Origin of the sequence: Clostridium sp. DMHC 10 (assembly GCF_001270375.1) — a bacterium.
Classification (GTDB): domain Bacteria; phylum Bacillota; class Clostridia; order Clostridiales; family Clostridiaceae; genus Clostridium_S; species Clostridium_S guangxiense.
On the sequence record NZ_LGVB01000016.1, the window covers coordinates 222,761 to 243,361 of the forward strand.

A 20,601-nucleotide genomic window follows, 5' to 3' on the forward strand; every position below is an offset into this window, starting at 1 on the left:
CCTTTCATACTTTATCTATAAAGTGTCATTAATCTATTAGCCAAAGAATCATCAGTTTCAAATTTACCTTTAAAGGTTGTGGTAATTGTTTTTGTTCCAGGTTTTCTTATACCTCTTGAAGTCATACAGCCGTGCTCTCCTTCTATTATAACGGCTATGTCTTTTGAAGAAGTTACTTTTTCCATTATTTCTGCAATATCTTTTCCTATCCTCTCTTGAAGTTGAAGCCTTCTAGAAACCATATCGGCAATTCTTGCAATTTTGCTAAGACCAATAAGTTTCCCGTTTGGAATGTAAGCTACCGCAACTTTCATATTGTACATTAAGGTAAGATGATGTTCACAGTGACTAAAAATTTCTATATCTTTAACGAATACTAAATTCTTTGAAGTTTCTAAAACATCAAGATCTTCATCAAAGGTTTTGTCAAACATTTTTGCAATCTCATCATTTGAATATTCCATTCCTTTGAATACTTCTTCATACATCTTTGCGACACGCTTTGGTGTGTCCTTAAGGCCTTCGCGATCAGGATTATCACCAAGTGCTTCTAGAATTCCTCTTATATGTTTTTCAATTGCTTTTTTATCAATTGCCATAATTTAAACACCTCTTTTGTTTGGAGACCATATAATTTTATGAATTTGAATTTGTAGGCTTACTTTATTTAACTTGTTTTATTTTATAAAATCAATAATTATTTCAGAAGAAGGTTGCTATAATAAAAAAAGGCATAAGCCTCCTATAAACAAAAAACCACCTTACAAGGTAGTTAGTAAGCCATGGTTTTGTTTATAGACAGGATGGATTTCGAACTGTCTTATATAATTTCTATTTTCAAATTGTATTGTAAGCTTAATTATTAAATCAGTCAATAGTTAAAGATAAACAAATTTAAAGTATGTTAAAGGTAAAATTGTATAGATGTAGTTATAAGTTTTACTTAGAAAAAATTTTTGTGAAAATTAAGAAAAATACTGATATAATGTATTTAAAGCTTAATTAGGGGAAACCAATGTGGAACTTAGCTTATAAACTATGATTTATGGAAAGATCGAATAGGCATCGGTTATTTATAATTTATAAGCTAATGGTTGAAATGGTTTCCTATAAGGAGAGGTAGATATGAGATATTTGCTTATACTTTTGGTCGGCTTCCTTATTGTATTTATTCTTACACCTTACATGAAGAGGATAGCTTTTAAGATAAATTTGTTGATTTGCCAACAAAAAGAAAAAAACATACAGCGCCGATGCCGCTTCTGGGTGGGGTTGGAATATTCTTAGGATTTTTCTTAGGATGTCTTATATTTATAAGACCTTTTGATAAAAAGTTTTTCTCTATCTTGATAGCAGCAATGTTGGTACTTCTAATAGGATTAGTCGATGATTGGTATAAAACTAAAGGAAAAGAGTTCGGAATTTTGCCAAGACTTATAGTTCAAATAATTGCTGCAACTATGGTATATAAATCAGGAATTGTTTTCCAGGGATATAATAATCCATTTACGCATAATTACATAGTACTCCCTCAATTTTTACAATATTCTTTGAGTGTAATATGGATTTTTGGTATTACAACAGTTATTAATTGGTGCGATGGTATGGATGGTCTTGCAGGAAGTTTGTCAGCTATTTCGGCAACTACTTTATTTATAGTGGCGTTAGTGAAAGGGCAGTCAGATTCAGCTGAAATGTCAATATTATTAGTTGGTGTTACCATTGGTTTTTTACGATACAATAAACATCCAGCTCAAATTTTTATGGGGGATTCTGGAGCAAATTTCCTTGGCTTTATGCTGGGAATAATAGCTCTTGATGGTGCATTTAAACAAACCACAATTATATCTATTTTAATTCCTATTTTAGCATTAGGAGTTCCTATATTTGATAATATATTTGTTATAATAAAAAGGTTTTTAGATGGTAAACCTATTTATAAGGCAGATAGAACTCAAATACATTATAGGCTTGCAGCAAAAGGAATGAATGAAATTCAGGTTTTGAGCTTTATATGTCTTATAAGCACATGTTTGTGTTTACTTTCTATAATAATACTGCTGCTTAAAATATAATTACATAAAATAATTGGAAAGGAAGTTGTTCCATTGATTGACGTATGTCTTTTGGGGTGTGGAGGAAGTTTACCTACACCTTATAGAAGTTTGACTTCTCTTCTCGTCTCATATAATGGAAGAAAGATTTTGATAGATTGTGGAGAAGGAACTCAAGTATCGATGAAGATGCTTGGATGGGGATTTAAAGATATAGATGTCATATGTTTTACTCATTATCATGCTGATCACGTTATGGGATTTACAGGTCTTTTACTTACTATAGCAAATTCAGGTAGAAGACGTCCAATTACTATAATAGGACCTAATGGACTTGAAAAGGTCTTTAGAGGGCTTACTGTTGTGGCACCGGTACTTCCTTTTGATGTTGATTTAATAGAGCTTGATTGCAAGTACGATGACAATTTTGAAGATAAAATTTTTCAAATTGATGATATGACAATAAAAGCAATTCCGGTTGAACATAGCGTTGAATGTATTTCATATGTGGTAAAAGTAGACAGAAAGAGAAAGTTTAGTGTAGAAAAGGCAAAAGAAAATAATATACCAATGAGGTTATGGAAGATTCTTCAAAAGGGTAGCATTATTGAAGAAGAAGGAATTATATATAAGCCGGATATGGTTCTTGGGGAGAAACGAAAAGGAATAAAGATTGCATATTGTACAGATACAAGACCTGTAGAAAAAATTATTGATTTTGTATCAGAGGCAGATCTTTTTATTTGTGAAGGTATGTACGGTGAAGAAGAAAAGGCTGAAAAAGCTGTTTTAAATAAACATATGATTTTTTCGGAGGCTGCAACCATAGCTAAGAAGGCAGAAGTTAAAGAGTTATGGCTTACACATTTTAGCCCGGCCTTGCTTGATCCTGAAGATTATTTGAACAATGCAATAAGTATTTATGAAAATACTTATTTGGGTACTGATAGAAAAATTAAAAGTATAAATTTTGAATAGAAACAGAAGTGGTTTCATTATATAAAACAAGACAAAATAAAAAAGAGGGAAATGCCCTCTTTTTTTATGCGTTAGATTTTAGTTCTTCCAAGCAGCTTTTGCAGATATTTTTACCTTTGTAATTCACAACATCTTTTGCATCTCCACAGAAAATGCAAGCTGGTTGATATTTTTTAAATATGATTTTTTCACCATCTACATATATTTCTAGAGAGTCTTTTTCGGCTATTTCTAGAGTTCTTCTAAGTTCCATAGGGATTACTATTCTTCCAAGTTCATCTACTCTTCTAACTACACCTGTTGATTTCATATTTGTCCTCCTATAAATAAACAAAATTCGACTTATTAATTTAAATTATAACAATTAAAATATAGCCAAGTCAACTTAAATTTGATAAAATTAAAAACCATCTCCTACTCTTTCATTCATTTAGTCATAAATCTACATATTATTCTTACATAATTAAAGCAATTAAAACGTTTGCATATTAATACCATCGTTTTTTACGTGCACAGCACCGTAAAACCCTTCACCTTTCGCATAGCGAAAACCTTAGTCTTTTAACAAACGAAGTGAGTTAAAACCCTTCACTATAGTGCTCAACAAATTCCAGTTTGTAAGGATAAATTTGGCATTGGTAATTTAAATATTTCAGCTTGTTTATCTATAAACAAGTTACAATAACGGAGGTAATCAATATGATATTTAAATCTGAAATTTTTGATAAGCTTCAATTTCTTTTTGAAACTTATAAATTCAATGATCATAATCTTCACTGTATTATACACTTTGATGGTAACATTAATAAAATAGCTTTAAAAAAAGCTTTAGCTATGACCTTAGACGTCGTCCCTATACTAAGCAGTAAATACGTAGAAAATATTAAAGAACCACGCTGGGAGAAAGTAGATAGTTCAAGTTTTAAAGATATCCTAACTTTTGCAAACACTAAAGATGAATTTAATTCATTTATAACGTCAAGAACTAATGAAGCCACAGGTCCTCAAGTAAAGGCTTGTCTGCTTAGTTCAACCAAAGATTCCTTGTGCATACTTATGAACCATATGATATGCGATGCTGCTGGCTTCAAAGATTACCTCTATTTACTGTGCAGCTTATATTCAAATTTATTAAAAAATTCTGACTACACAATAAATTACCTTCTTAATGGGAATAGAAGTATAAATGTTGTAAATAAGCAATTTAACTTTAAAGATAAATTTAAAGCTCTTATGTTTCAAGGAAAAGAAAGTAATGGTTTTATTAATTTGAACTTTCCAATGAGTACTGCAAAAGAAGTTGAACCATTTATATTAACACATGAAATTCCAGAAGATAGATTTTTATCTATTAAAAAATACTGTAAGAATCACAAGGTTACAATTAATGATGTAACTCTTACTGCCTTCTACAGAGCACTTTATAAAATTCTAAATAAAAATAGACTCAGTATATCAGTAGCTGTAGATATGCGTAAGTATTTAAAAAACAAAAATATCAATGCGCTTACCAATCTTAGCGCCACAGTTATTAGCAATCTAACTCTTGAACCTAATGATACCTTTGATGATACCGCAAAAAAGGTTAACGATGACATGAATTTAAAAAAGAAAAATTTTATTGGACTAAATGCCTTCGTTAAAATTTCACTGCTCTTTAAATTATTTAACTACAAGCATGTTAAAAAGTTACTTAAAAATGGTTTTAAAAACCCACAAATAGGCATGACCAATATTGGAATTCTAGATTCTAAAAAGCTTTGTTTTAAAGGCACACAAATAATTAATGCTTATATGTTCGGTTCAATGAAATACAAACCCTACTTTCAGTTGGCCTTGACAAGTTATAATAATATTATGACCTTTACTGTAAACTTATACGGTAATTCAAAGGACAAAGAAAATATAGAAAACTTCTTTATTTTATTGGATAGTGAACTTCCAAAATAAAAAAACAGGAGATATTATTTATGAGAAAAAATATATTGATTGGTTAAGGATTATTTGTATACTTTATTTACTTCCCTTCCACACTGCTAGAATTTTTGATGCTAATGAAGCAAATTATATTCAAGGAAAGTCAAATGCATTTTGTACTACACTAATAAATTCTTCTTTATGGTTTATGCCACTTATGTTCTTACTAGCTGGAATGTCTTGTTACTTTTCGCTAAAAAAGCGCTCCAATAAAGACTATTTAAAAGAGCGCTTTTTGCGTTTGTTTATTCCCCTTATTTTCGGAATAATTATTTTTCTACCACCAGAAGGATACTTTGCATATAAATTTCATTCTAGCAGCACTTTAAGCTTTATAGCCTATTTAAGAAAATTTTTCTTGGTCTTTTCTGATTTAACAGGATACCACGGAAGCTTTACCCCTGGAGCCTTATGGTTTATTTTGTACTTATTTATTATTTCTTTAATTACTTTACCAATTATGAAAAAACTTTCAACACATAATATTAGATTATTTAAAGCACCATTTAAAATACTACTTATATGTATTCCAATTACTGTAGCTTCAGCATTGCCAAGTATAACTGGCAAAAACATATTTGTATATGGAATTTATGTGATTTTAGGTTTTCTAATGGCTTCAGATGATAGTATTCTAGGTATACTTGAAAATCATAAAAACTTCTACCTTATATGCTCAATTGCTGGATATATAATAATTTTCATTGAAATAAATTCAATAGGCTGGCAGCAAGGTTTTAGCCTTCTTGGAATAATTTTTTCTTTAATATATTACTTTACTATATGGGCTTCACTACTTACATTTATAGGTTATGGTAAACGATACTTAAACTTTGAGCCAAGCTTTCTTTCATATCTTTCCCATGCATCCTTCACAATATATATAGTTCATCAAACCTATATTGTTATATTTGCATATTTCATTTTAAAGCTAACAAAGACTTTTATTTTCCAATATATTGTAATTATATCCCTTGCACTTACATCTAGTTTAATAACCTATGAGGTATTAAAAAGATTTAAAGTATTTAGATTTATGTTCGGAATCAAGTCATAGATGTATTTAAACTATAGGAACCCAAACTTCAATATTACTTTGATTATGCTCATCCATTTCTTCACCATATCGTATAAAGTCAAATTTGGCATTTTCATTAAATTGACAACTGGATTCCAGTAACCATTCCTTATAAATATAATCCATGACTGGCTCAAGTGAATCTTCAGATTTACCTTTATATGTAAACACTACATATTTTCCTGCTGGCAATGTTATTGTGCTCATGCTTGGCGAAATTTCTTCGGGCTTTGAAACTTCAACTGCTGCATAATACTCAAATGCTGGAACACTGTCCTCGAATGTAAAATTCTTTGAATAATCATTAAGAGCAACCGTATAATCCATACATACTCTATTTTTTATTTTATTTTTTTCCTTACGAAGCTTGCCCCATAATTGAGGTATTATCTGAAAACCTTCCTTTGTATTACCCATAAACCCAACAAGACTAATTTCTTTATTTATATGTTCTTCAATAAAATCAATCACAAATATAATTGTCTTTATATTGCTTTCCACCTTACTCCCCCTCTTTTCTCCTATATTATCACTTGTAAATTAATAAATCTTCATATTTCTTGCTGTCTTAATTTTATATAAAGGAATATTTTTTAGATAATCCATTATAATATCATTGTTCCTATAAAGCTTCTCACCTAAAATTCCGTAGGCACTAAAATTTTTTCCTTGCACTACCGTGGGAGCGAAGTAACAATGCTGAAGGAGCGATTTAAAAAAAGTCCTAATAAATCTTGGTAAAAAAATCACAAAATACTTAGATATTTCAATTGTATGAGCATCTTTTCAGCGAGTTATTGAAATATCTTAGGATTTTGTGATTTTTTACCTTAGATTTATAGGACTTTTTTAACGCGACGAAGCATTGTTACTTCACCTTTTTACTTTTGTGCTAGTAATTCATCAATTAATTCTTTAACTTCATCTTCACATTGACCACAAGCAGTACCAACTTGAGTAGCTTCTTGCACCTCATCATATGTTGTAGCTCCATTCTCCACAGCCTTCATTATGTCTTCAACCTTAAGATCAAAACATCCACATATTATTTCGTCCTTATCTCTCATTTTAATTCCTCCTTTTAATTACTTGACCCTATAAACCACCGAAATTTATATGCACTAAAATTCATAAAAGTAACATTTTCATGCAGTTTATCTTTAGGGTAATAAATTTATCTAGCATTAATTAGTTTCACCCATTTATTGCTTTAATATGTAGGGTATATAAATTATTATAAAAATTTTAATTATTTAATTAGTTAAGGTTTTATAGTATTATTATTTTAAATACATTGTTTGGAGGTTATACGATGATTGATTTATTAAAGACAAGAAGAAGCATTAGAAAATACAAAGATAAAGAAATTGAAAAAGAAAAAATTGATACGCTTTTAAAAGCAGCTCTTTTATCACCATCCTCTAAAGGAAGAAGACCATGGGAATTTATAGCTGTCACAGATAAAAATTTACTTGAAGGTCTCTCTCAAAGTAGAGAATTTGGAAGTCAATTTTTAAAAGGCGCTCCTCTTGCAATAGTTGTTCTCGCTGATAAAAATATTGACGTTTGGGTGGAAGATGCCTCCATCGCAGCAACTATACTTCATTTAACTGCACACTCAATGGGTCTTGGCTCTTGCTGGGTTCAAGTTCATGAAAGAATGCATACTGAAACTGAAACAACTTCCGATTACATAAAAAAACTTTTAGATATACCTGAAAAATACAACGTTGAATGCATGATATCAATAGGCTATCCTGATGAAGAGAAAAAGGCCTATGAAGATAAAGATTTACTTTATGATAAGCTCCACTTTAATAAATTTTAAAAGTATAGTGAATAATTATTATTTTGTACGCAATTTAGAAATATTGCGAACTAATTCAAGTTAAGGGTTTTAACTTGCCTTGCTCATTAAAAGACTAACTTTTTCACTTATGTGAAAAGTGAAGGGTTTGACGATGCTTTGCACGTCAAAGGTGAACTTTTCGTCTAAAGCCAAAAGTTAAGGTGATTTTTCCTTCTCTTTTTTGTATATTGTTTATAACAAAAAAATTGAATAAAATCCTTATCGAGAGAGACTGAGGGGCTGGCCCGATGACGTTTCAGCAACCAGCGTGTTTCATTTGCATGCAAAGGTGCATAAATCCTGCAGATTAAAATTCTGAAAGATGAGGGAAGGTATTTAATAATAGAACCCTTCCGCTGGTTTTTTTTTATTAATATTGTCCTCTTCTTTTTGGAAGAGGATTTTTTATATCGTGAATTTTGGAAAGGGGGATTATTGTGATTGAACTAAAAAATATAATAAAAGTTTATGAAGATGGAGGCAAAAAAGTTGAAGCTGTTAAGGATGTAAGTTTAGAAGTAGAAAATGGAGAAGTTTTGGGAATTATTGGATATAGCGGCGCGGGCAAAAGTACTCTTGTTAGATGCATAAATTTGCTTGAAAAACCTACTAGCGGTCAGGTTATAGTTGATGATAAAGATTTGACAAAGTTATCCCAAAAGGAATTGAGAAAAGTAAGAGAAAAGATAGGGATGATTTTTCAGCATTTTAATTTAATGGCTAGAAGAAATGTGTTTGATAATGTAGCTTACCCGCTTAAAGGAAAAGGGTTGAATAAAAAAGATATAGCTAATAAAGTAAATAGTCTTTTAGGCTTGGTAGGCTTAGAGGACAAAGCTTTAAATTATCCATCTCAGCTTAGTGGTGGACAAAAGCAAAGGGTTGCTATTGCAAGAGCGCTTGCTAATGATCCTCAGGTTCTTTTATGCGATGAAGCTACTTCGGCTTTGGATCCTGAAACTACTCAATCTATACTAAAGTTAATCAAAGAAATTAATGAAAAGCTTGGACTTACAATAGTTATTATTACACATCAAATGGATGTTGTTAAGGATATTTGCCAGAGAGTAATTGTAATGGAAGAAGGAGAAATTGTTGAAAAGGGAGATATAGTACAAATATTTACTAATCCTAAAGCAAAGATGACTAAAAAATTTATGGCTACAGTATTCCATTATGATAAAGTTTATGAACTCATTGAAGGTAAAGAATTTGCTAGTAAATTTTCAGAAAATGATATAGTGGCAAAGCTATCTTTTGTAGGTTCAAATGCTGAAGAAGCCTTTATTTCTGAAATTTCTAGAAGGTTTAAGGTAGATGCAAATATCATTTCTGGAAATATTGAAATAATACAAGGTACGCCTATAGGCAATCTTGTTGTTAAATTTAGTGGTTTTAGAGAAGGAATTAATGGAGCCATTAAATATTTAAATGGAAACAGTATATATGTGGAGGTGATAAAGTATGGGGAATCTTTTGAACACGATTATGCCTAATGTTGTAGAGCTTTTTCCAGATATGATAACGGCACTTAAAGAAACATTAATAATGGTAGCTGTGTCAGGTGTAATTTCTACAATTATCGGTATACCTGTTGGAGTAGCACTTGTGGTAACACGTCCTAAAAATATACTTGAGAATAAAGTTGTTTATAATATAATTGGTAAAATAATAAATGCATTTCGTTCAATTCCATTTGTAATATTGATTGCAGCAATTATACCATTAACAAGACTTTTAGTTGGAACAACAATAGGTGTTAAGGGTGCAGTAGTGCCACTTGTTTTTGGAACAGCACCTTTTGTTGCAAGACAGATAGAATCAGCACTTTTGGATATTGATAAAGGCGTTATTGAAGCAGCAGAAGCTATGGGGTCTAGTCCCTTTGAAATAATATATAGAGTTTTATTAAAGGAGGGCCTTCCACAAATTATTTATGCCCTTACAATTACTACTGTAAGTTTAATTAGTTTTTCAGCAGTTGCAGGAACCGTAGGCGGCGGTGGACTTGGCGATTTTGCTATAAGATATGGCTATCAGTACTTTAAAACAGATATTATGGTAGTTACAATTATCATTTTATTAATACTTGTAAGTTTAATACAAGGTTTAGGTGAATTTTTATTAAAAAAGTTAAGTCACTAAAAATAAGTTATTTTAAATTAGGGGGAAGAAAAATGAAAATAAAAAGAGTCGCAGCATTATTTTTAACATTATCATTAAGCTTAGGTTTACTATCGGGATGTCAATCAAGTACATTAGCAAATAGTAATAAAAAACAAGTTATTAAATTAGGAATTACAGGCGATGACCATAAAATATGGGATGCTTTAAAAGAGGACCTTAAGAAAGATAACATTGAACTTAAAATTGTAAGTTTTTCTGATTATATAAGGCCAAACGAGGCTTTGAATGACGGGGATATAGATGCAAATTCATTCCAAACCATCGCATATTTTAACAAGTTCAAGAAGGATCATAAATTGGATATTGTATCTATTGGAAATACCGTTTTAGCACCTATGGGAATATATTCAGATAGTATAAAAAAAGTTAAGGATTTAAAAAATGGAGCTAAAATAGCAATACCTAATGATCCTACAAATGGTGGTAGAGCTCTTATATTACTTCAAGATGCAGGCGTAATAAAGTTAAAAGATGGTGTAGGAGTATTACCTACAGTAAAAGATATAGCTGAAAACCCTAAAAATGTGAAGATAGTTGAGCTTGTAGCAACACAAATTCCAAGATCATTAAAAGATGTTGATGCAGCAGCTATAAACAGTGGAGTTGCAGTAGATGCAGGCTTTAGTCCTTTAAAGGATTCAATTTATATAGAAAGTACAAAAAAACCTTCAGTTAAGAACTATTTCAATATAATTGCAGTTAGAAGCAAAGATAAAAACAATAAGGCTTTAAAAAAATTAGTTGAAGTTTATCAAACTGAAAAGGTAAAAAAGCTTTTAAAGGATATATATAAGGGAGCAGAAGTTCCGGCTTTTTAAAAATATTGCAAAGTAACAATGCTTCGTCGCATACACATACGCGGGATTTGGGCGTAAGCCATTATCCTTCTAGAACAATATAAAAGCACTTTTAATAATAAATCCTATAAATCTAAGGTTGAAAAATCATAAAACACTAAGGTATTTTAATAACTCGCTATTGCTCAGACAGATTGAAATATCTAAGTGTTTTATGATTTTTGAACCAAGATTTATTAGGATTTTTTTAAACCGCTTCTTCAGCATTGTTGCGTTGCTACCACAGTGGTGCAAGGAAAAAAATTCCTCCGTGCCTACGGAATTTTAGGTGTGAATTTTGCGGTTAACTAAATTTTTATATAATATATTACATATCACCATTAATTCCTGTTGGTTAACTATGGTTACAGTGAATTTGAAATTGAATAATTATTATTATAACGACATTTCTATTACAAAAATATGCTAAATACAAAATGAAAGTTGATAATTCATAAAAAAAAACTTTAAAATATTAAAAAAATATCATATAATTAATTATGTTTAGCTTTGCTAAGCTAAAAAATAGGCAATTTTAAAAATTGGCGTCATCATTAAGTTTAAGACTTTCTGTAGTGAAACGGAAGAAAGTTAACCTTCACTGTACTATGTCAATTGTACTCTGTACTCTGAGTCAAATCCTATTTTGCCAGGATAAACTTGGAACTTGCAATTTTCAAGTTAATGTTGTCTATTTACAAAGGGGGGCTAATTATGAAAAAAGGAACATTAATTTTTTTAAAGTTATTTATAGGTCTTTTATTGTGTTCTATTGGTACAGTTATGACTATAAATGGAAATTTGGGACTTCAGCCATGGGATGTATTTCATCAAGGATTATCTAAGATGATGAATATAACAATGGGTCAAGCAAGTATAATAGTTAGTGCAATTGTAATTATAGTAGATTATATTGCAGGAGAAAAAATAGGTTGGGGCACTATTTCTAATATGCTTGTTATTGGAACATTCATGGATATTTTGATGTTAAATCACTTATTACCAGTTTTCAACAGTATAGTTCTAAGAGTTATTTCAATTATTATAGGAATGTTATTAATGTCGATTGGAAGTTATATGTACATAGGAGCTGGTTTAGGATCTGGGCCTAGAGATGGTCTTATGGTCGCACTTACTAAAAAAACAAAAAAATCTGTGCTTATAGTTAGAACATTCATAGAGTTGTCTGTACTTGCTCTTGGATATATAATGGGTGGTTCTGCTGGAATAGGGACTGTAATAATGGTTTCACTAATAGGATATTTTATTCAAATAGTATTTAAGATATTTAAATTTGATGTTAATAAGGTGGATCACAGATTTATAAATGATGACATAAAGCTAATGAAGGATATTGTGCTGAAGAAAAGTGCTTGATTAGCGCGCTTATATATAAGGCTTTATGAACTGTCAAATTATAGTTAATCATATCTTCCTATAGATAGACAACTTGAAACTTTAAAATTGCAATCTCCAAATTTATCCTGATAAACCGGAATTTGTCGAGCTAAGTGAAGGGTTTTAATTCGCCCTGCTCATTAAAAAACTAACTTTTTCACTTATGTGAAAAAGTGAAGGGTTTGACATAGCTTTGCTTGTCAAAAGGTGAAGGTTTTTGCCACGGCAAAAAGGTTAAGGAATATTTTTCTCCGTTTCTCTACGAAAAATAAATAATTTAAATACGTTAAAGATTTTCCGTAGGGAAACGGAGGAAAAATCAACCTTTTTGTGCAATACTTCGTCAACAAAACACGCTAATAAATAGTTATTAACCTATTTTATTTCCTCGTCTTTCCCAAAATTCTCTCATCATTACTTATATATAATGACCTGCTGTATTCCTAAGCTCATCGCTTTATATATTAAATAGAATTTCTTCTATTCAAAAGAATTGCTGGTTTACTTAATTCTTCTCTGTTTAATTTTCAAAGTTCAATGTGCTGCACGAGACAGCTTATATATAATATCATGTTTAATTTGCTCTGTCAACACTTTTTAAAATGTTTTTTCAGAACTCATCAATCACTGTCATCTCGCGACGACGTTTAATATAATAACATATCCTTTAATATTATTTGTTTTAAAATAAGCTTTAATGCAGAAGCAATTCATTTATGCTTGTCATATAATCAAAATGCTCCATTTTACGCATACAGATACTCTAGGCAAAGTATATTTGGTTTTACAGCCCATTATTCTTTTATAAGCTAAAAAACCTTTTTTTCAACTGTACCATTAACCTTATTCGTATCTTGGCTTATTATCATTAGCCTCATCGTCTTCCTCTATTAAAATTTTATTATCCAATATCAATATGTCCTTCACATTGCAAATTCAACACATCATAATTAGATATACTAATTTCTTCTTTTTAAAGTAGATAATCTTTTAATAGCAGAATCTCCATATTTTTGCCTTATCAAATCCATGGCTTTGTCTAATGCAATATTTTTTTCATCACTATTATTATCAAATAAGGATATCTGTTTAACTTCGCTATCACACAAACCCGAAAGCTGTACTCCTAAAAGTCTTATAGGTTCTCTCCTCCACATTTCAGAAAATAAAGAATTCGAAGTTTCAATAATATTATTTGTACAATTAGTAGGGTTTTTCAATTTCTTTTGATGCGAATAATTTTTAAAATTATTTGTTCTTATTGACACTGATATAGCTGTACAACATCTACCACTTTTTCTTAGTCTTGAAGAAACATTCTCACAAAGCTCAATTATGACTTTCTTAATTTCTTCTAATTCCGTGATATCACTTGAAAGAGTTGTTGAATTGCTTATAATTTTCACTCCTTCTTCACAGTTGTTAACTGTAGAATTGTCTATTCCATTTGCATATTGCCATACCAATTTTCCATAACTTTTAAACTTACTAACCAAGATATCCACATCAAAGTTTGCAAGTTCACCTATGTTGTGAATAAATAATTTATTTAACTTTTCTTTTCCACTCTTTCCAACCATAAATAATTCATCTACTGGAAGCGGCCAAAGTTTAGCTTTTATTTCCTCCTTATATAAAGTATTTATTTTATCCGGTTTTTCAAGTTCTGATGCCATTTTAGCAAGAAGCTTATTTGTTGATATACCTATATTTACGGTAAATCCAAGCTCTCTTTTTATCCTATTTCTTATAATTTGAGCAAGTTCTAGTGATGTCATTTTACCTATATTAAAGGTTAAATCCATAAAACATTCATCTATAGAATATTGTTCTATTATAGGAGTATACTCCTTAAGTAAATTCATTAACCTCTCGCTTGATTCCTTGTAAACATTAAAAGAAGGCGAGAAAATTAAAGCTTTAGGGCATTTTTTTCTTGCTGAATAAAGGCTTTCACCTGTAATAATTCCATATTGCTTAGCAGGCATGGATTTTGCCAGTACAACTCCATGTCTTGCTGCCTCGTCTCCTCCTATAATAGATGGAATTTTTCTTATATCAACTTTTTCACCTTTTCTCAATCTTTCTACTGCTGTCCATGAAAGAAAAGCTGAATTTACATCTACATGAAATACTATTCTATCTTTTTTCATATATTCCTCACATCTATATAACAGTTTCCAATACTTTTCCTATACTATTACTTATAATTAAATCTGCATCTTTATCATAAGTTATAGAATGCAGGCCCTCTTTTAGATTAGTTTCATAACTTCATTAAATACTTTTCCTATAGAATCATTAATAACTAAATCAGCTTTGTTATCAGCAAAAGTTGTACTTTTATTTATAAGAATAAGATTCTTACCTTTAAAATAGTTTATAAGACCAGCAGCCGGATAAACTACAAGGGATGTTCCTCCTATTATTAAGGTATCAGCTTTAGAAATTGCGTCTACCGCACCTCTAATTATATTATCATCTAAACCTTCCTCATAAAGAACTACATCTGGTTTAACAGTTCCCCCACATTTAGGACAAGTAGGAATCCCTTTAGCTTCTAAAATGAATTTTTCATCATAGAAAGTACCACATTTCATACAGTAATTTCTTAAAACAGAACCATGTAATTCATAAACTATTTTAGAACCAGCAGCTTGATGAAGTCCATCGATATTTTGAGTTACTATAGCTTTAAGCTTACCCATTTTTTCTAATTTTGCAAGAGTTATATGAGCTGCATTTGGTTTTGCTTCTGGGTAAATTAATTTATCTTTATAGAATTTAAAAAATTCTTCTGGATATTTCATAAAAAAAGTATGAGATACAAGTTGCTCTGGAGTAAATTTAATTTTAAGTTTTTCATTCCATAATCCATTTGAACTTCTAAAATCCGGTATACCGCTCTCACAACTACAACCAGCACCACCGAAGAATACTATATTGTTACTATCCCTTATAATTTCAGTCAATTTTGCAATTTTATTTTCCATAAAATAATCATCTCCAAAATACAATTTACTACCTTTATTATGACATAGTTTGTGAAAAATAAAATTACTTAAACATATTAAAAAGTATCAAACACTAAGAATAAGGGTGCTGCATTAGCATAAAAAATATGCTAATGCAGCACCCTTATTCTTTTATATTATATTAAATCATGGGAAATTCTATCATTATTTAAGTATTCCTAATCCTTACACCTAATTAACAACATAAATTTTTGTCAACACTTTTTAACATAGCATACTATTTATCTTCCAATTATACCTGGCTTAATCATTTGAAGAGGATTTATCAAATCATTAATTTGTGCTTCCTTTAAAATCCCCTCACTTAATATTATCTTCTTTACAGATTCTCCTGTCCTTATTGCCTTTTTTGCAATTTTAGCAGCAGAACTATATCCAATATATGGGCAAATAGCCGTAACAATTCCTACACTATTATTAACAAGTTCACTGCATCTTTCTCTATTTGCTGTTATATCCAATATACAATTATTAATGAAGGTATCAACGCCATTTGTAAGTGTTTCTATAGATTGAAATATATTATAGAAAATGACTGGTTCAAAAGCATTTAATTCAAGTTGTCCTGCTTCAACAGCCATATTTACAGTAACATCATTTCCAATTATATTGAAAGCTATTTGATTTATAACCTCTGGTATTACAGGATTTACTTTTCCCGGCATTATAGAAGAACCATTTTGCATAGCAGGAAGATTTATTTCACCTATTCCAGTCCTAGGTCCAGATGACATAAGCCTTAGGTCATTTGCTATTTTAGATAAATTAACCGCACAAGTTTTTATTACTCCAGAAATAGCACTAAAACTATCTAAGTTTTGGGTTGCATCTATTAAGTTTTCTGCCTGATGCAATTCTATCCCAGTAACCTTACTTAAATTAGAAACTATTCCCTTCACATACTTTGTATCCGCATTAATTCCAGTTCCTATGGCTGTTCCCCCTATATTCAAAACTTTAAGTTCTTCTTGAATTTTTTGTATTCTTTTTATGTCCCTTCTTATTACAGAGCTATATGCTTTAAATTCTTGACCTAATGTAATTGGAACTGCATCTTGAAGTTGAGTCCTTCCCATTTTTATTACATCTTTAAACTGATCAGCTTTCTTATCAAAGGCATCACAAAGCTCTCTTAATTTAATTATTACGTTTGAAATTAATTTTAGAGATGTAATTTTCCCAGCTGTAGGTATAACATCATTTGTAGATTGTCCCATATTTACATGATCGTTTGGATTAACAATATCATAATTTCCTTTTTCTCCGCCTAAAATTTCTATGCTTCTATTTGCTATCACTTCATTAGCATTCATATTCATGGAGGTTCCCGCCCCTCCTTGAATTGGATCTATTATAAAGTCATCATAAAAATTACCTTCTAGTATTTCATCACATGCACCTATAATAGCCTGTGAAATGTCTAATCTCAGTAATCCTATTTCTTGGTTTGTTATAGCGGCTGCCTTCTTAACTTGAACAATACTTTTTATAAATTCTACATTAAGTTTAAGTCCTGTGATATTAAAATTATTAGCTCCCCTTAATGTTTGTACTCCATAATAAGCATCTTTTGGAACCTTTTTTTCTCCTATAGAATCACTTTCAATTCTAAAATCCATAAAATATACCCTCCCGTAAATAAAATTGTTTTTTACAATTGAATTTTTTTAATCATAATTTTAGTATTAATGATTTAATCATTTCATATGCGACTATATTTTTAAGTATAACAATTTTTATTTAAATATATAAAAAAATATCATTTTATTAAAAACCGTCTTTGTAATTCAAAGCGCTTAAAATATAGTGCTCAGCGTAGCTGACACTATTAAGTTCTAAGATTTACCTGAGAGAAACGAAAGGTAAATCCACCTTCACTGTACTCTGCACTTTGTACTCTGTGCTTTGAATCAACTTCCAGTTTGTCAGTATAAATTTGTCCTTTATAATTTATCAGTTGTCTCTAACTAATTATCTGCAACCTTAAATGGGCATATAACACCATTTTTTAAATTCTTGCCACTTGCAGCTTTTACTGTATCATTATTAACAACAATATAATATACTCTTCCAGCTGTTAAACTTAAATTTGGTGCAATTTGCACTGAATTACTTGTAAGTTTAGTAACAGTACTTGAAATTACCTGTCCACTTTCAGCATCAACAACCTGAACATTAGAGCTATTTAATGTGCTGAAATCAACATCACTTGAAAATTTAACAGTAAATTTCTTAGTAGTTGCCACATTCATAAGAGTATTCAGCTCTGTAAAAGTGCTATATTTAGTCTTCCATGGTTTATCATTCAATATCTTTTGCCAATCATAAGCAGTTGAATCCTTTGTAAAATTTATCACCTTTGAAGTCTCAATTCCATTTGAATCAAAAGCTATTAAGACAATAGTATATTTGCCATCTTTTATCTTGTTAAGTGCAGAGATATCCTGTGAAAAAGTTCCATCAGAATTTAATCTAAACACTTTAAATCCATTATCTGTAATATCTCCTGAAGTTAAATCTAAAGACTCACCATTAGCATTTTCTAAACCAACTGATAAATATTCAATACCATCTTTATCTGATGCACTCCCTGCTAATGTTGAACTAAACGTATTACCCACATAGCCATCTTGAAAATTGTTGACTGTTATTTGAGAATCTCTTTTTACTGAAATAACACTAGAATATGCTGTTACGTCACCTACTGTAACTTTTATTTTATAATTTCCCTCAGGCACGTATTCTGGAATAAAATACCCACTCTCACAATTATTTTCTAAAATAACTGGAGCATTGTTCAGCATAATGAGATTACTCACTCCATATGTTTGTGAAGCATCGCTGCCATCTTCATGAACTAAAGCAAAATTAATAACTGTATTATCTGAAGTATACGAAGTTTCAACATGTATCATGCCTTTACTCAAAGATATAGAATTTATACTAGACTTTTCACCTTCATTAGAATCAAACTCATTATTGGCTGCTGGATATTTAGTTCTATCCCATTGATGTTCACCATCCGCCGCTATTTCAGAATCAGTTTTATTAAAATAATCGTATTCTACTCTGCCCTTTACATCTGGAACTGGATCATCAAAAGTACAATCTAAATGATACCAAATGCCACCTATCTTAGCCATATTCCATGCATGTCCTACTTCATCCGGTCCATTATTACTTACAACTATTCTCGCATCAATACCTTCAATTGTAAGCATTTTATAGGTCAAAAGTGCATATCCTTCGCAAACAGCAATATGTTTTGTGACAGCATTATAATCACTGTACTTAATATCCTCATCAGGTGAGGTTTCATCATAAGCTACATTTAAAACTATATAATCATGTATTGCTTTTTCTTTCTCCAAATCACTCATACCAGGTTTTATAATTTGAGATAAAATTTGCTTAGCCTGAGAATCTACATAATCGACCTGCGTTTTATCTTCAACATAAGTGTATTTAAGTGATATATTAAAGTCACCATCATATCCACTTCCACTTCGATCCCAACTTGTAACAGAAACTGAATCATAATCATCAACAGGAGGATTGTCCAATAACCCGTCAATTTGATTTGTTAATACATTCACATCATCATTATATGAATATGTTATATGAAGATTAACGTCAGTAATTCTGTTCTGCAGTATATATGCTATTTTACTTTTCAAATCACTGTAAGATGTAACTTCAAAATTAGAAGTTGCATAGTACCTCCTTACTTTAGTCGAAGTATTTAACTTGTATCCAATGTTTGTACTCTTTTTCTCTGAAATCACTTGATAGCTGCTATTGGTATTTGTACTTGTAGTTGCTGCTAAAACATTACCAGGAAAATTCATTATAAATGCCAGTACAGCAATAATAATTATCACCTTTTTACTCTTTACTTTTCTCATAAATATCCCCCATTCTTATTCATATTACCTTATTTAATTTTACTTTGATGTATATATCATATCAAATGGAACAATTTTCTTCAATTTAAAAATGATATTAAGATTTAACTTTTTACTTTTATATAATAAGTGATAAAATATATAGATGTATAATTTATTGCAGTAAATTTTTAGGAGGTGGAAAAATGAAAAGATTTGCCATAGCACTATTGTGCGCTAGTCTTGTAATGTCTACAGGATGTCAAAGTTCTTCATCAAAACCTAAAATTACAACCACTAAAAAATCAGTTGCAAATAATATCTCTGTAAATAACAGTAAAAAAATAATGATTATTACATAAACTTTCAAAAAGCTTCCTATGGAAATGGAAACTCTGTTAGCAATATTGCAAATTACGGTATAGCTACTGAAGACAAAGACTACGTATATTATGCACTCACATCTGGAAATACTGGCATATATAAAATGAGTTATGACGGAAGCAATAAGACCAAAATAATTTCCGATGCAGCTTATTATTTAAATGTAGATAATGACTGGATATACTACAGAAACATATCCGATAATGGAAAGCTATATAAAATAAAAAAAGATGGTTCACAAAAAACTAAAATTTCAGATGATCAAGTTTTCTATGTTAACCTCTCTGGTGATTTTATTTATTATCAAAACGAAGGTGATGGAAGAAAAACCTACAAAATAAAAAAAGATGGAACAGGAAGACAAAAACTAAATGATGTGTATTCCTCGTATATTGCAGTGGTTGATGACTGGATTTACTATGAGAACGAAAACGATGGCAACACCCTGTATAAAATGAAAAAAGACGGTTCACAAAACACAAGATTAAATAACGATAAAACTGTCTATATAAATATAAAAGATGGATGGATTTACTATACAAATGATTCAGATAACAGCTCACTTTACAAAATAAAAATTGATGGTTCAGAAAGAACTAAAATAAACGGAGACGCTTCACACTTTTTAAGTTTAGATGGTGAATACCTCTATTCCAGTGCTGAAAATAGAAACTTCTTATATAAAATAAAAATTGACGGTTCAGAAAAGAAAATTCTTGGAACAGACAGCTCCTGGAAAGCCACAAGCATGAGCATAATAAACAATTTAATATACTATGAAGATACAACAAATAACGAAGTTGTAGACTACACAATGAATTTAGATGGAAGTAATAGAAAAATACTAAACTAGAGTAAAGAGTAGAATGAACGAAAAAGTGAAAAAGTTAGTTTTTTAACTAGCAGGGCGAGTTAAAACCCTTCACTATTATGATAGTGCA

18 protein-coding genes, 2 pseudogenes and 1 riboswitch are annotated in these 20,601 nt (G+C 30.3%); of the genes and pseudogenes, 11 read left to right on the forward strand and 9 right to left on the reverse strand.

Going from position 1 to position 20,601, the window contains the following annotated elements; all coding sequences use genetic code 11:
- Positions 1–11: 11 nt before the first annotated feature.
- Together folE and AGR56_RS20940 are read right to left on the reverse strand one after the other, a co-directional pair.
- Positions 12–599 carry a GTP cyclohydrolase I FolE gene (folE, locus tag AGR56_RS18420; RefSeq protein ID WP_053243534.1) on the reverse strand — a complete coding sequence of 196 codons (588 nt, stop codon included), beginning with the start codon at positions 597–599 and terminating at the stop codon, positions 12–14.
- A gap of 3 nt (positions 600–602) precedes the next feature.
- Positions 603–716 (reverse strand): annotated as a pseudogene (locus AGR56_RS20940) (7-carboxy-7-deazaguanine synthase QueE); the annotation flags it as partial.
- 409 nt (positions 717–1,125) lie between these two features.
- Here AGR56_RS20940 and AGR56_RS18425 point away from each other — a divergent pair.
- Both AGR56_RS18425 and AGR56_RS18430 read left to right on the forward strand, forming a co-directional pair.
- Positions 1,126–2,075, forward strand: a pseudogene (locus tag AGR56_RS18425) (MraY family glycosyltransferase).
- Positions 2,076–2,108: 33 nt separating this feature from the next.
- Positions 2,109–3,032 (forward strand): ribonuclease Z, encoded by a 924-nt coding sequence (locus AGR56_RS18430; protein ID WP_053243535.1) that lies wholly within the window; start codon positions 2,109–2,111, stop codon positions 3,030–3,032.
- A 64-nt stretch (positions 3,033–3,096) separates the two neighbouring features.
- Here AGR56_RS18430 and AGR56_RS18435 read toward each other — a convergent pair whose 3' ends face one another.
- Positions 3,097–3,342, reverse strand: a complete 246-nt coding sequence (locus AGR56_RS18435; protein WP_053243536.1) for an AbrB/MazE/SpoVT family DNA-binding domain-containing protein — start codon at positions 3,340–3,342, stop codon at positions 3,097–3,099.
- A gap of 389 nt (positions 3,343–3,731) precedes the next feature.
- Here AGR56_RS18435 and AGR56_RS18440 point away from each other — a divergent pair, with 389 nt between their 5' ends.
- Positions 3,732–4,982 carry a siderophore synthetase gene (locus AGR56_RS18440; RefSeq protein WP_053243537.1) on the forward strand — a complete coding sequence of 417 codons (1,251 nt, stop codon included), beginning with the start codon at positions 3,732–3,734 and terminating at the stop codon, positions 4,980–4,982.
- Complete coding sequence (locus AGR56_RS18445) at positions 4,966–6,066, forward strand: acyltransferase family protein (protein ID WP_053243538.1); 1,101 nt, start codon at positions 4,966–4,968, stop codon at positions 6,064–6,066. Before AGR56_RS18440 ends, AGR56_RS18445 begins: the two co-directional genes overlap by 17 nt.
- 6 nt (positions 6,067–6,072) lie before the next feature.
- On the opposite strand, the gene AGR56_RS18450 is transcribed toward AGR56_RS18445, so the two are convergent.
- Both AGR56_RS18450 and AGR56_RS18455 read right to left on the reverse strand, forming a co-directional pair.
- Positions 6,073–6,588, reverse strand: a complete 516-nt coding sequence (locus tag AGR56_RS18450; RefSeq protein ID WP_053243539.1) for a GyrI-like domain-containing protein — start codon at positions 6,586–6,588, stop codon at positions 6,073–6,075.
- Between the two features lie 380 nt (positions 6,589–6,968).
- Positions 6,969–7,154, reverse strand: coding sequence for a (2Fe-2S)-binding protein (locus tag AGR56_RS18455; protein ID WP_053243540.1), 186 nt, complete (start codon positions 7,152–7,154; stop codon positions 6,969–6,971).
- A 245-nt stretch (positions 7,155–7,399) separates the two neighbouring features.
- On the opposite strand from AGR56_RS18455, the gene AGR56_RS18460 reads away from it, so the two are divergent.
- The 5 genes from AGR56_RS18460 to AGR56_RS18480 all read left to right on the forward strand — a co-directional run bounded on the left by AGR56_RS18460 (position 7,400) and on the right by AGR56_RS18480 (position 12,336).
- Entirely contained in the window at positions 7,400–7,915 is a 516-nt protein-coding gene (locus AGR56_RS18460) for a nitroreductase family protein (RefSeq protein ID WP_053243541.1), read from the forward strand.
- Positions 7,916–8,152: 237 nt separating this feature from the next.
- Positions 8,153–8,265: riboswitch (SAM riboswitch) on the forward strand.
- A gap of 108 nt (positions 8,266–8,373) precedes the next feature.
- Positions 8,374–9,432: a methionine ABC transporter ATP-binding protein gene (locus AGR56_RS18465; protein ID WP_053243542.1), complete on the forward strand. Its 1,059-nt coding sequence runs from the start codon at positions 8,374–8,376 to the stop codon at positions 9,430–9,432.
- A complete protein-coding gene (locus AGR56_RS18470; RefSeq protein ID WP_053243543.1) occupies positions 9,401–10,081 on the forward strand; it encodes a methionine ABC transporter permease in 681 nt (226 codons plus the stop codon). The genes AGR56_RS18465 and AGR56_RS18470 overlap by 32 nt, the downstream gene beginning before the upstream one ends.
- A 32-nt stretch (positions 10,082–10,113) precedes the next feature.
- Positions 10,114–10,941: a MetQ/NlpA family ABC transporter substrate-binding protein gene (locus AGR56_RS18475; protein ID WP_231017548.1), complete on the forward strand. Its 828-nt coding sequence runs from the start codon at positions 10,114–10,116 to the stop codon at positions 10,939–10,941.
- A 732-nt stretch (positions 10,942–11,673) separates the two neighbouring features.
- Complete coding sequence (locus AGR56_RS18480) at positions 11,674–12,336, forward strand: membrane protein (RefSeq protein ID WP_053243544.1); 663 nt, start codon at positions 11,674–11,676, stop codon at positions 12,334–12,336.
- 980 nt (positions 12,337–13,316) lie between these two features.
- On the opposite strand, the gene AGR56_RS18485 is transcribed toward AGR56_RS18480, so the two are convergent.
- The 4 genes from AGR56_RS18485 to AGR56_RS18500 form a co-directional block, all read right to left on the reverse strand.
- The gene (locus AGR56_RS18485; protein ID WP_053243545.1) at positions 13,317–14,510 is read right to left on the reverse strand and encodes a DNA polymerase IV; all 1,194 of its coding nucleotides are present in this window, start codon (positions 14,508–14,510) and stop codon (positions 13,317–13,319) included.
- 102 nt (positions 14,511–14,612) lie between these two features.
- Positions 14,613–15,350, reverse strand: a complete 738-nt coding sequence (locus AGR56_RS18490) for an NAD-dependent protein deacylase (RefSeq protein WP_053243546.1) — start codon at positions 15,348–15,350, stop codon at positions 14,613–14,615.
- 263 nt (positions 15,351–15,613) lie between these two features.
- Positions 15,614–17,011: an aspartate ammonia-lyase gene (locus AGR56_RS18495; protein ID WP_053243547.1), complete on the reverse strand. Its 1,398-nt coding sequence runs from the start codon at positions 17,009–17,011 to the stop codon at positions 15,614–15,616.
- Positions 17,012–17,359: 348 nt separating this feature from the next.
- On the reverse strand, positions 17,360–19,297 hold the full coding sequence (locus AGR56_RS18500) for a transglutaminase domain-containing protein (protein WP_053243548.1): 1,938 nt from the start codon (positions 19,295–19,297) through the stop codon (positions 17,360–17,362).
- 185 nt (positions 19,298–19,482) lie between these two features.
- Between AGR56_RS18500 and AGR56_RS20540 the strand changes: the two genes are divergently transcribed.
- Both AGR56_RS20540 and AGR56_RS18505 read left to right on the forward strand, forming a co-directional pair.
- Complete coding sequence (locus AGR56_RS20540; RefSeq protein WP_157055843.1) at positions 19,483–19,638, forward strand: hypothetical protein; 156 nt, start codon at positions 19,483–19,485, stop codon at positions 19,636–19,638.
- Positions 19,635–20,513, forward strand: a complete 879-nt coding sequence (locus AGR56_RS18505) for a DUF5050 domain-containing protein (protein WP_157055844.1) — start codon at positions 19,635–19,637, stop codon at positions 20,511–20,513. Before AGR56_RS20540 ends, AGR56_RS18505 begins: the two co-directional genes overlap by 4 nt.
- Positions 20,514–20,601: the final 88 nt, after the last annotated feature.

Coding starts and splice junctions, on each gene's coding strand:
- folE (WP_053243534.1), bottom strand. CDS start 599: ATGGCAATTGATAAAAAAGCAATTGAAAAACATATAAGAGGAATTCTA.
- AGR56_RS18435 (WP_053243536.1), bottom strand. CDS start 3,342: ATGAAATCAACAGGTGTAGTTAGAAGAGTAGATGAACTTGGAAGAATA.
- AGR56_RS18440 (WP_053243537.1), top strand. CDS start 3,732: ATGATATTTAAATCTGAAATTTTTGATAAGCTTCAATTTCTTTTTGAA.
- AGR56_RS18455 (WP_053243540.1), bottom strand. CDS start 7,154: ATGAGAGATAAGGACGAAATAATATGTGGATGTTTTGATCTTAAGGTT.
- AGR56_RS18460 (WP_053243541.1), top strand. CDS start 7,400: ATGATTGATTTATTAAAGACAAGAAGAAGCATTAGAAAATACAAAGAT.
- AGR56_RS18470 (WP_053243543.1), top strand. CDS start 9,401: ATGGGGAATCTTTTGAACACGATTATGCCTAATGTTGTAGAGCTTTTT.
- AGR56_RS18475 (WP_231017548.1), top strand. CDS start 10,114: ATGAAAATAAAAAGAGTCGCAGCATTATTTTTAACATTATCATTAAGC.
- AGR56_RS18480 (WP_053243544.1), top strand. CDS start 11,674: ATGAAAAAAGGAACATTAATTTTTTTAAAGTTATTTATAGGTCTTTTA.
- AGR56_RS18485 (WP_053243545.1), bottom strand. CDS start 14,510: ATGAAAAAAGATAGAATAGTATTTCATGTAGATGTAAATTCAGCTTTT.
- AGR56_RS18490 (WP_053243546.1), bottom strand. CDS start 15,350: ATGGAAAATAAAATTGCAAAATTGACTGAAATTATAAGGGATAGTAAC.
- AGR56_RS18495 (WP_053243547.1), bottom strand. CDS start 17,011: ATGGATTTTAGAATTGAAAGTGATTCTATAGGAGAAAAAAAGGTTCCA.
- AGR56_RS18500 (WP_053243548.1), bottom strand. CDS start 19,297: ATGAGAAAAGTAAAGAGTAAAAAGGTGATAATTATTATTGCTGTACTG.
- AGR56_RS20540 (WP_157055843.1), top strand. CDS start 19,483: ATGAAAAGATTTGCCATAGCACTATTGTGCGCTAGTCTTGTAATGTCT.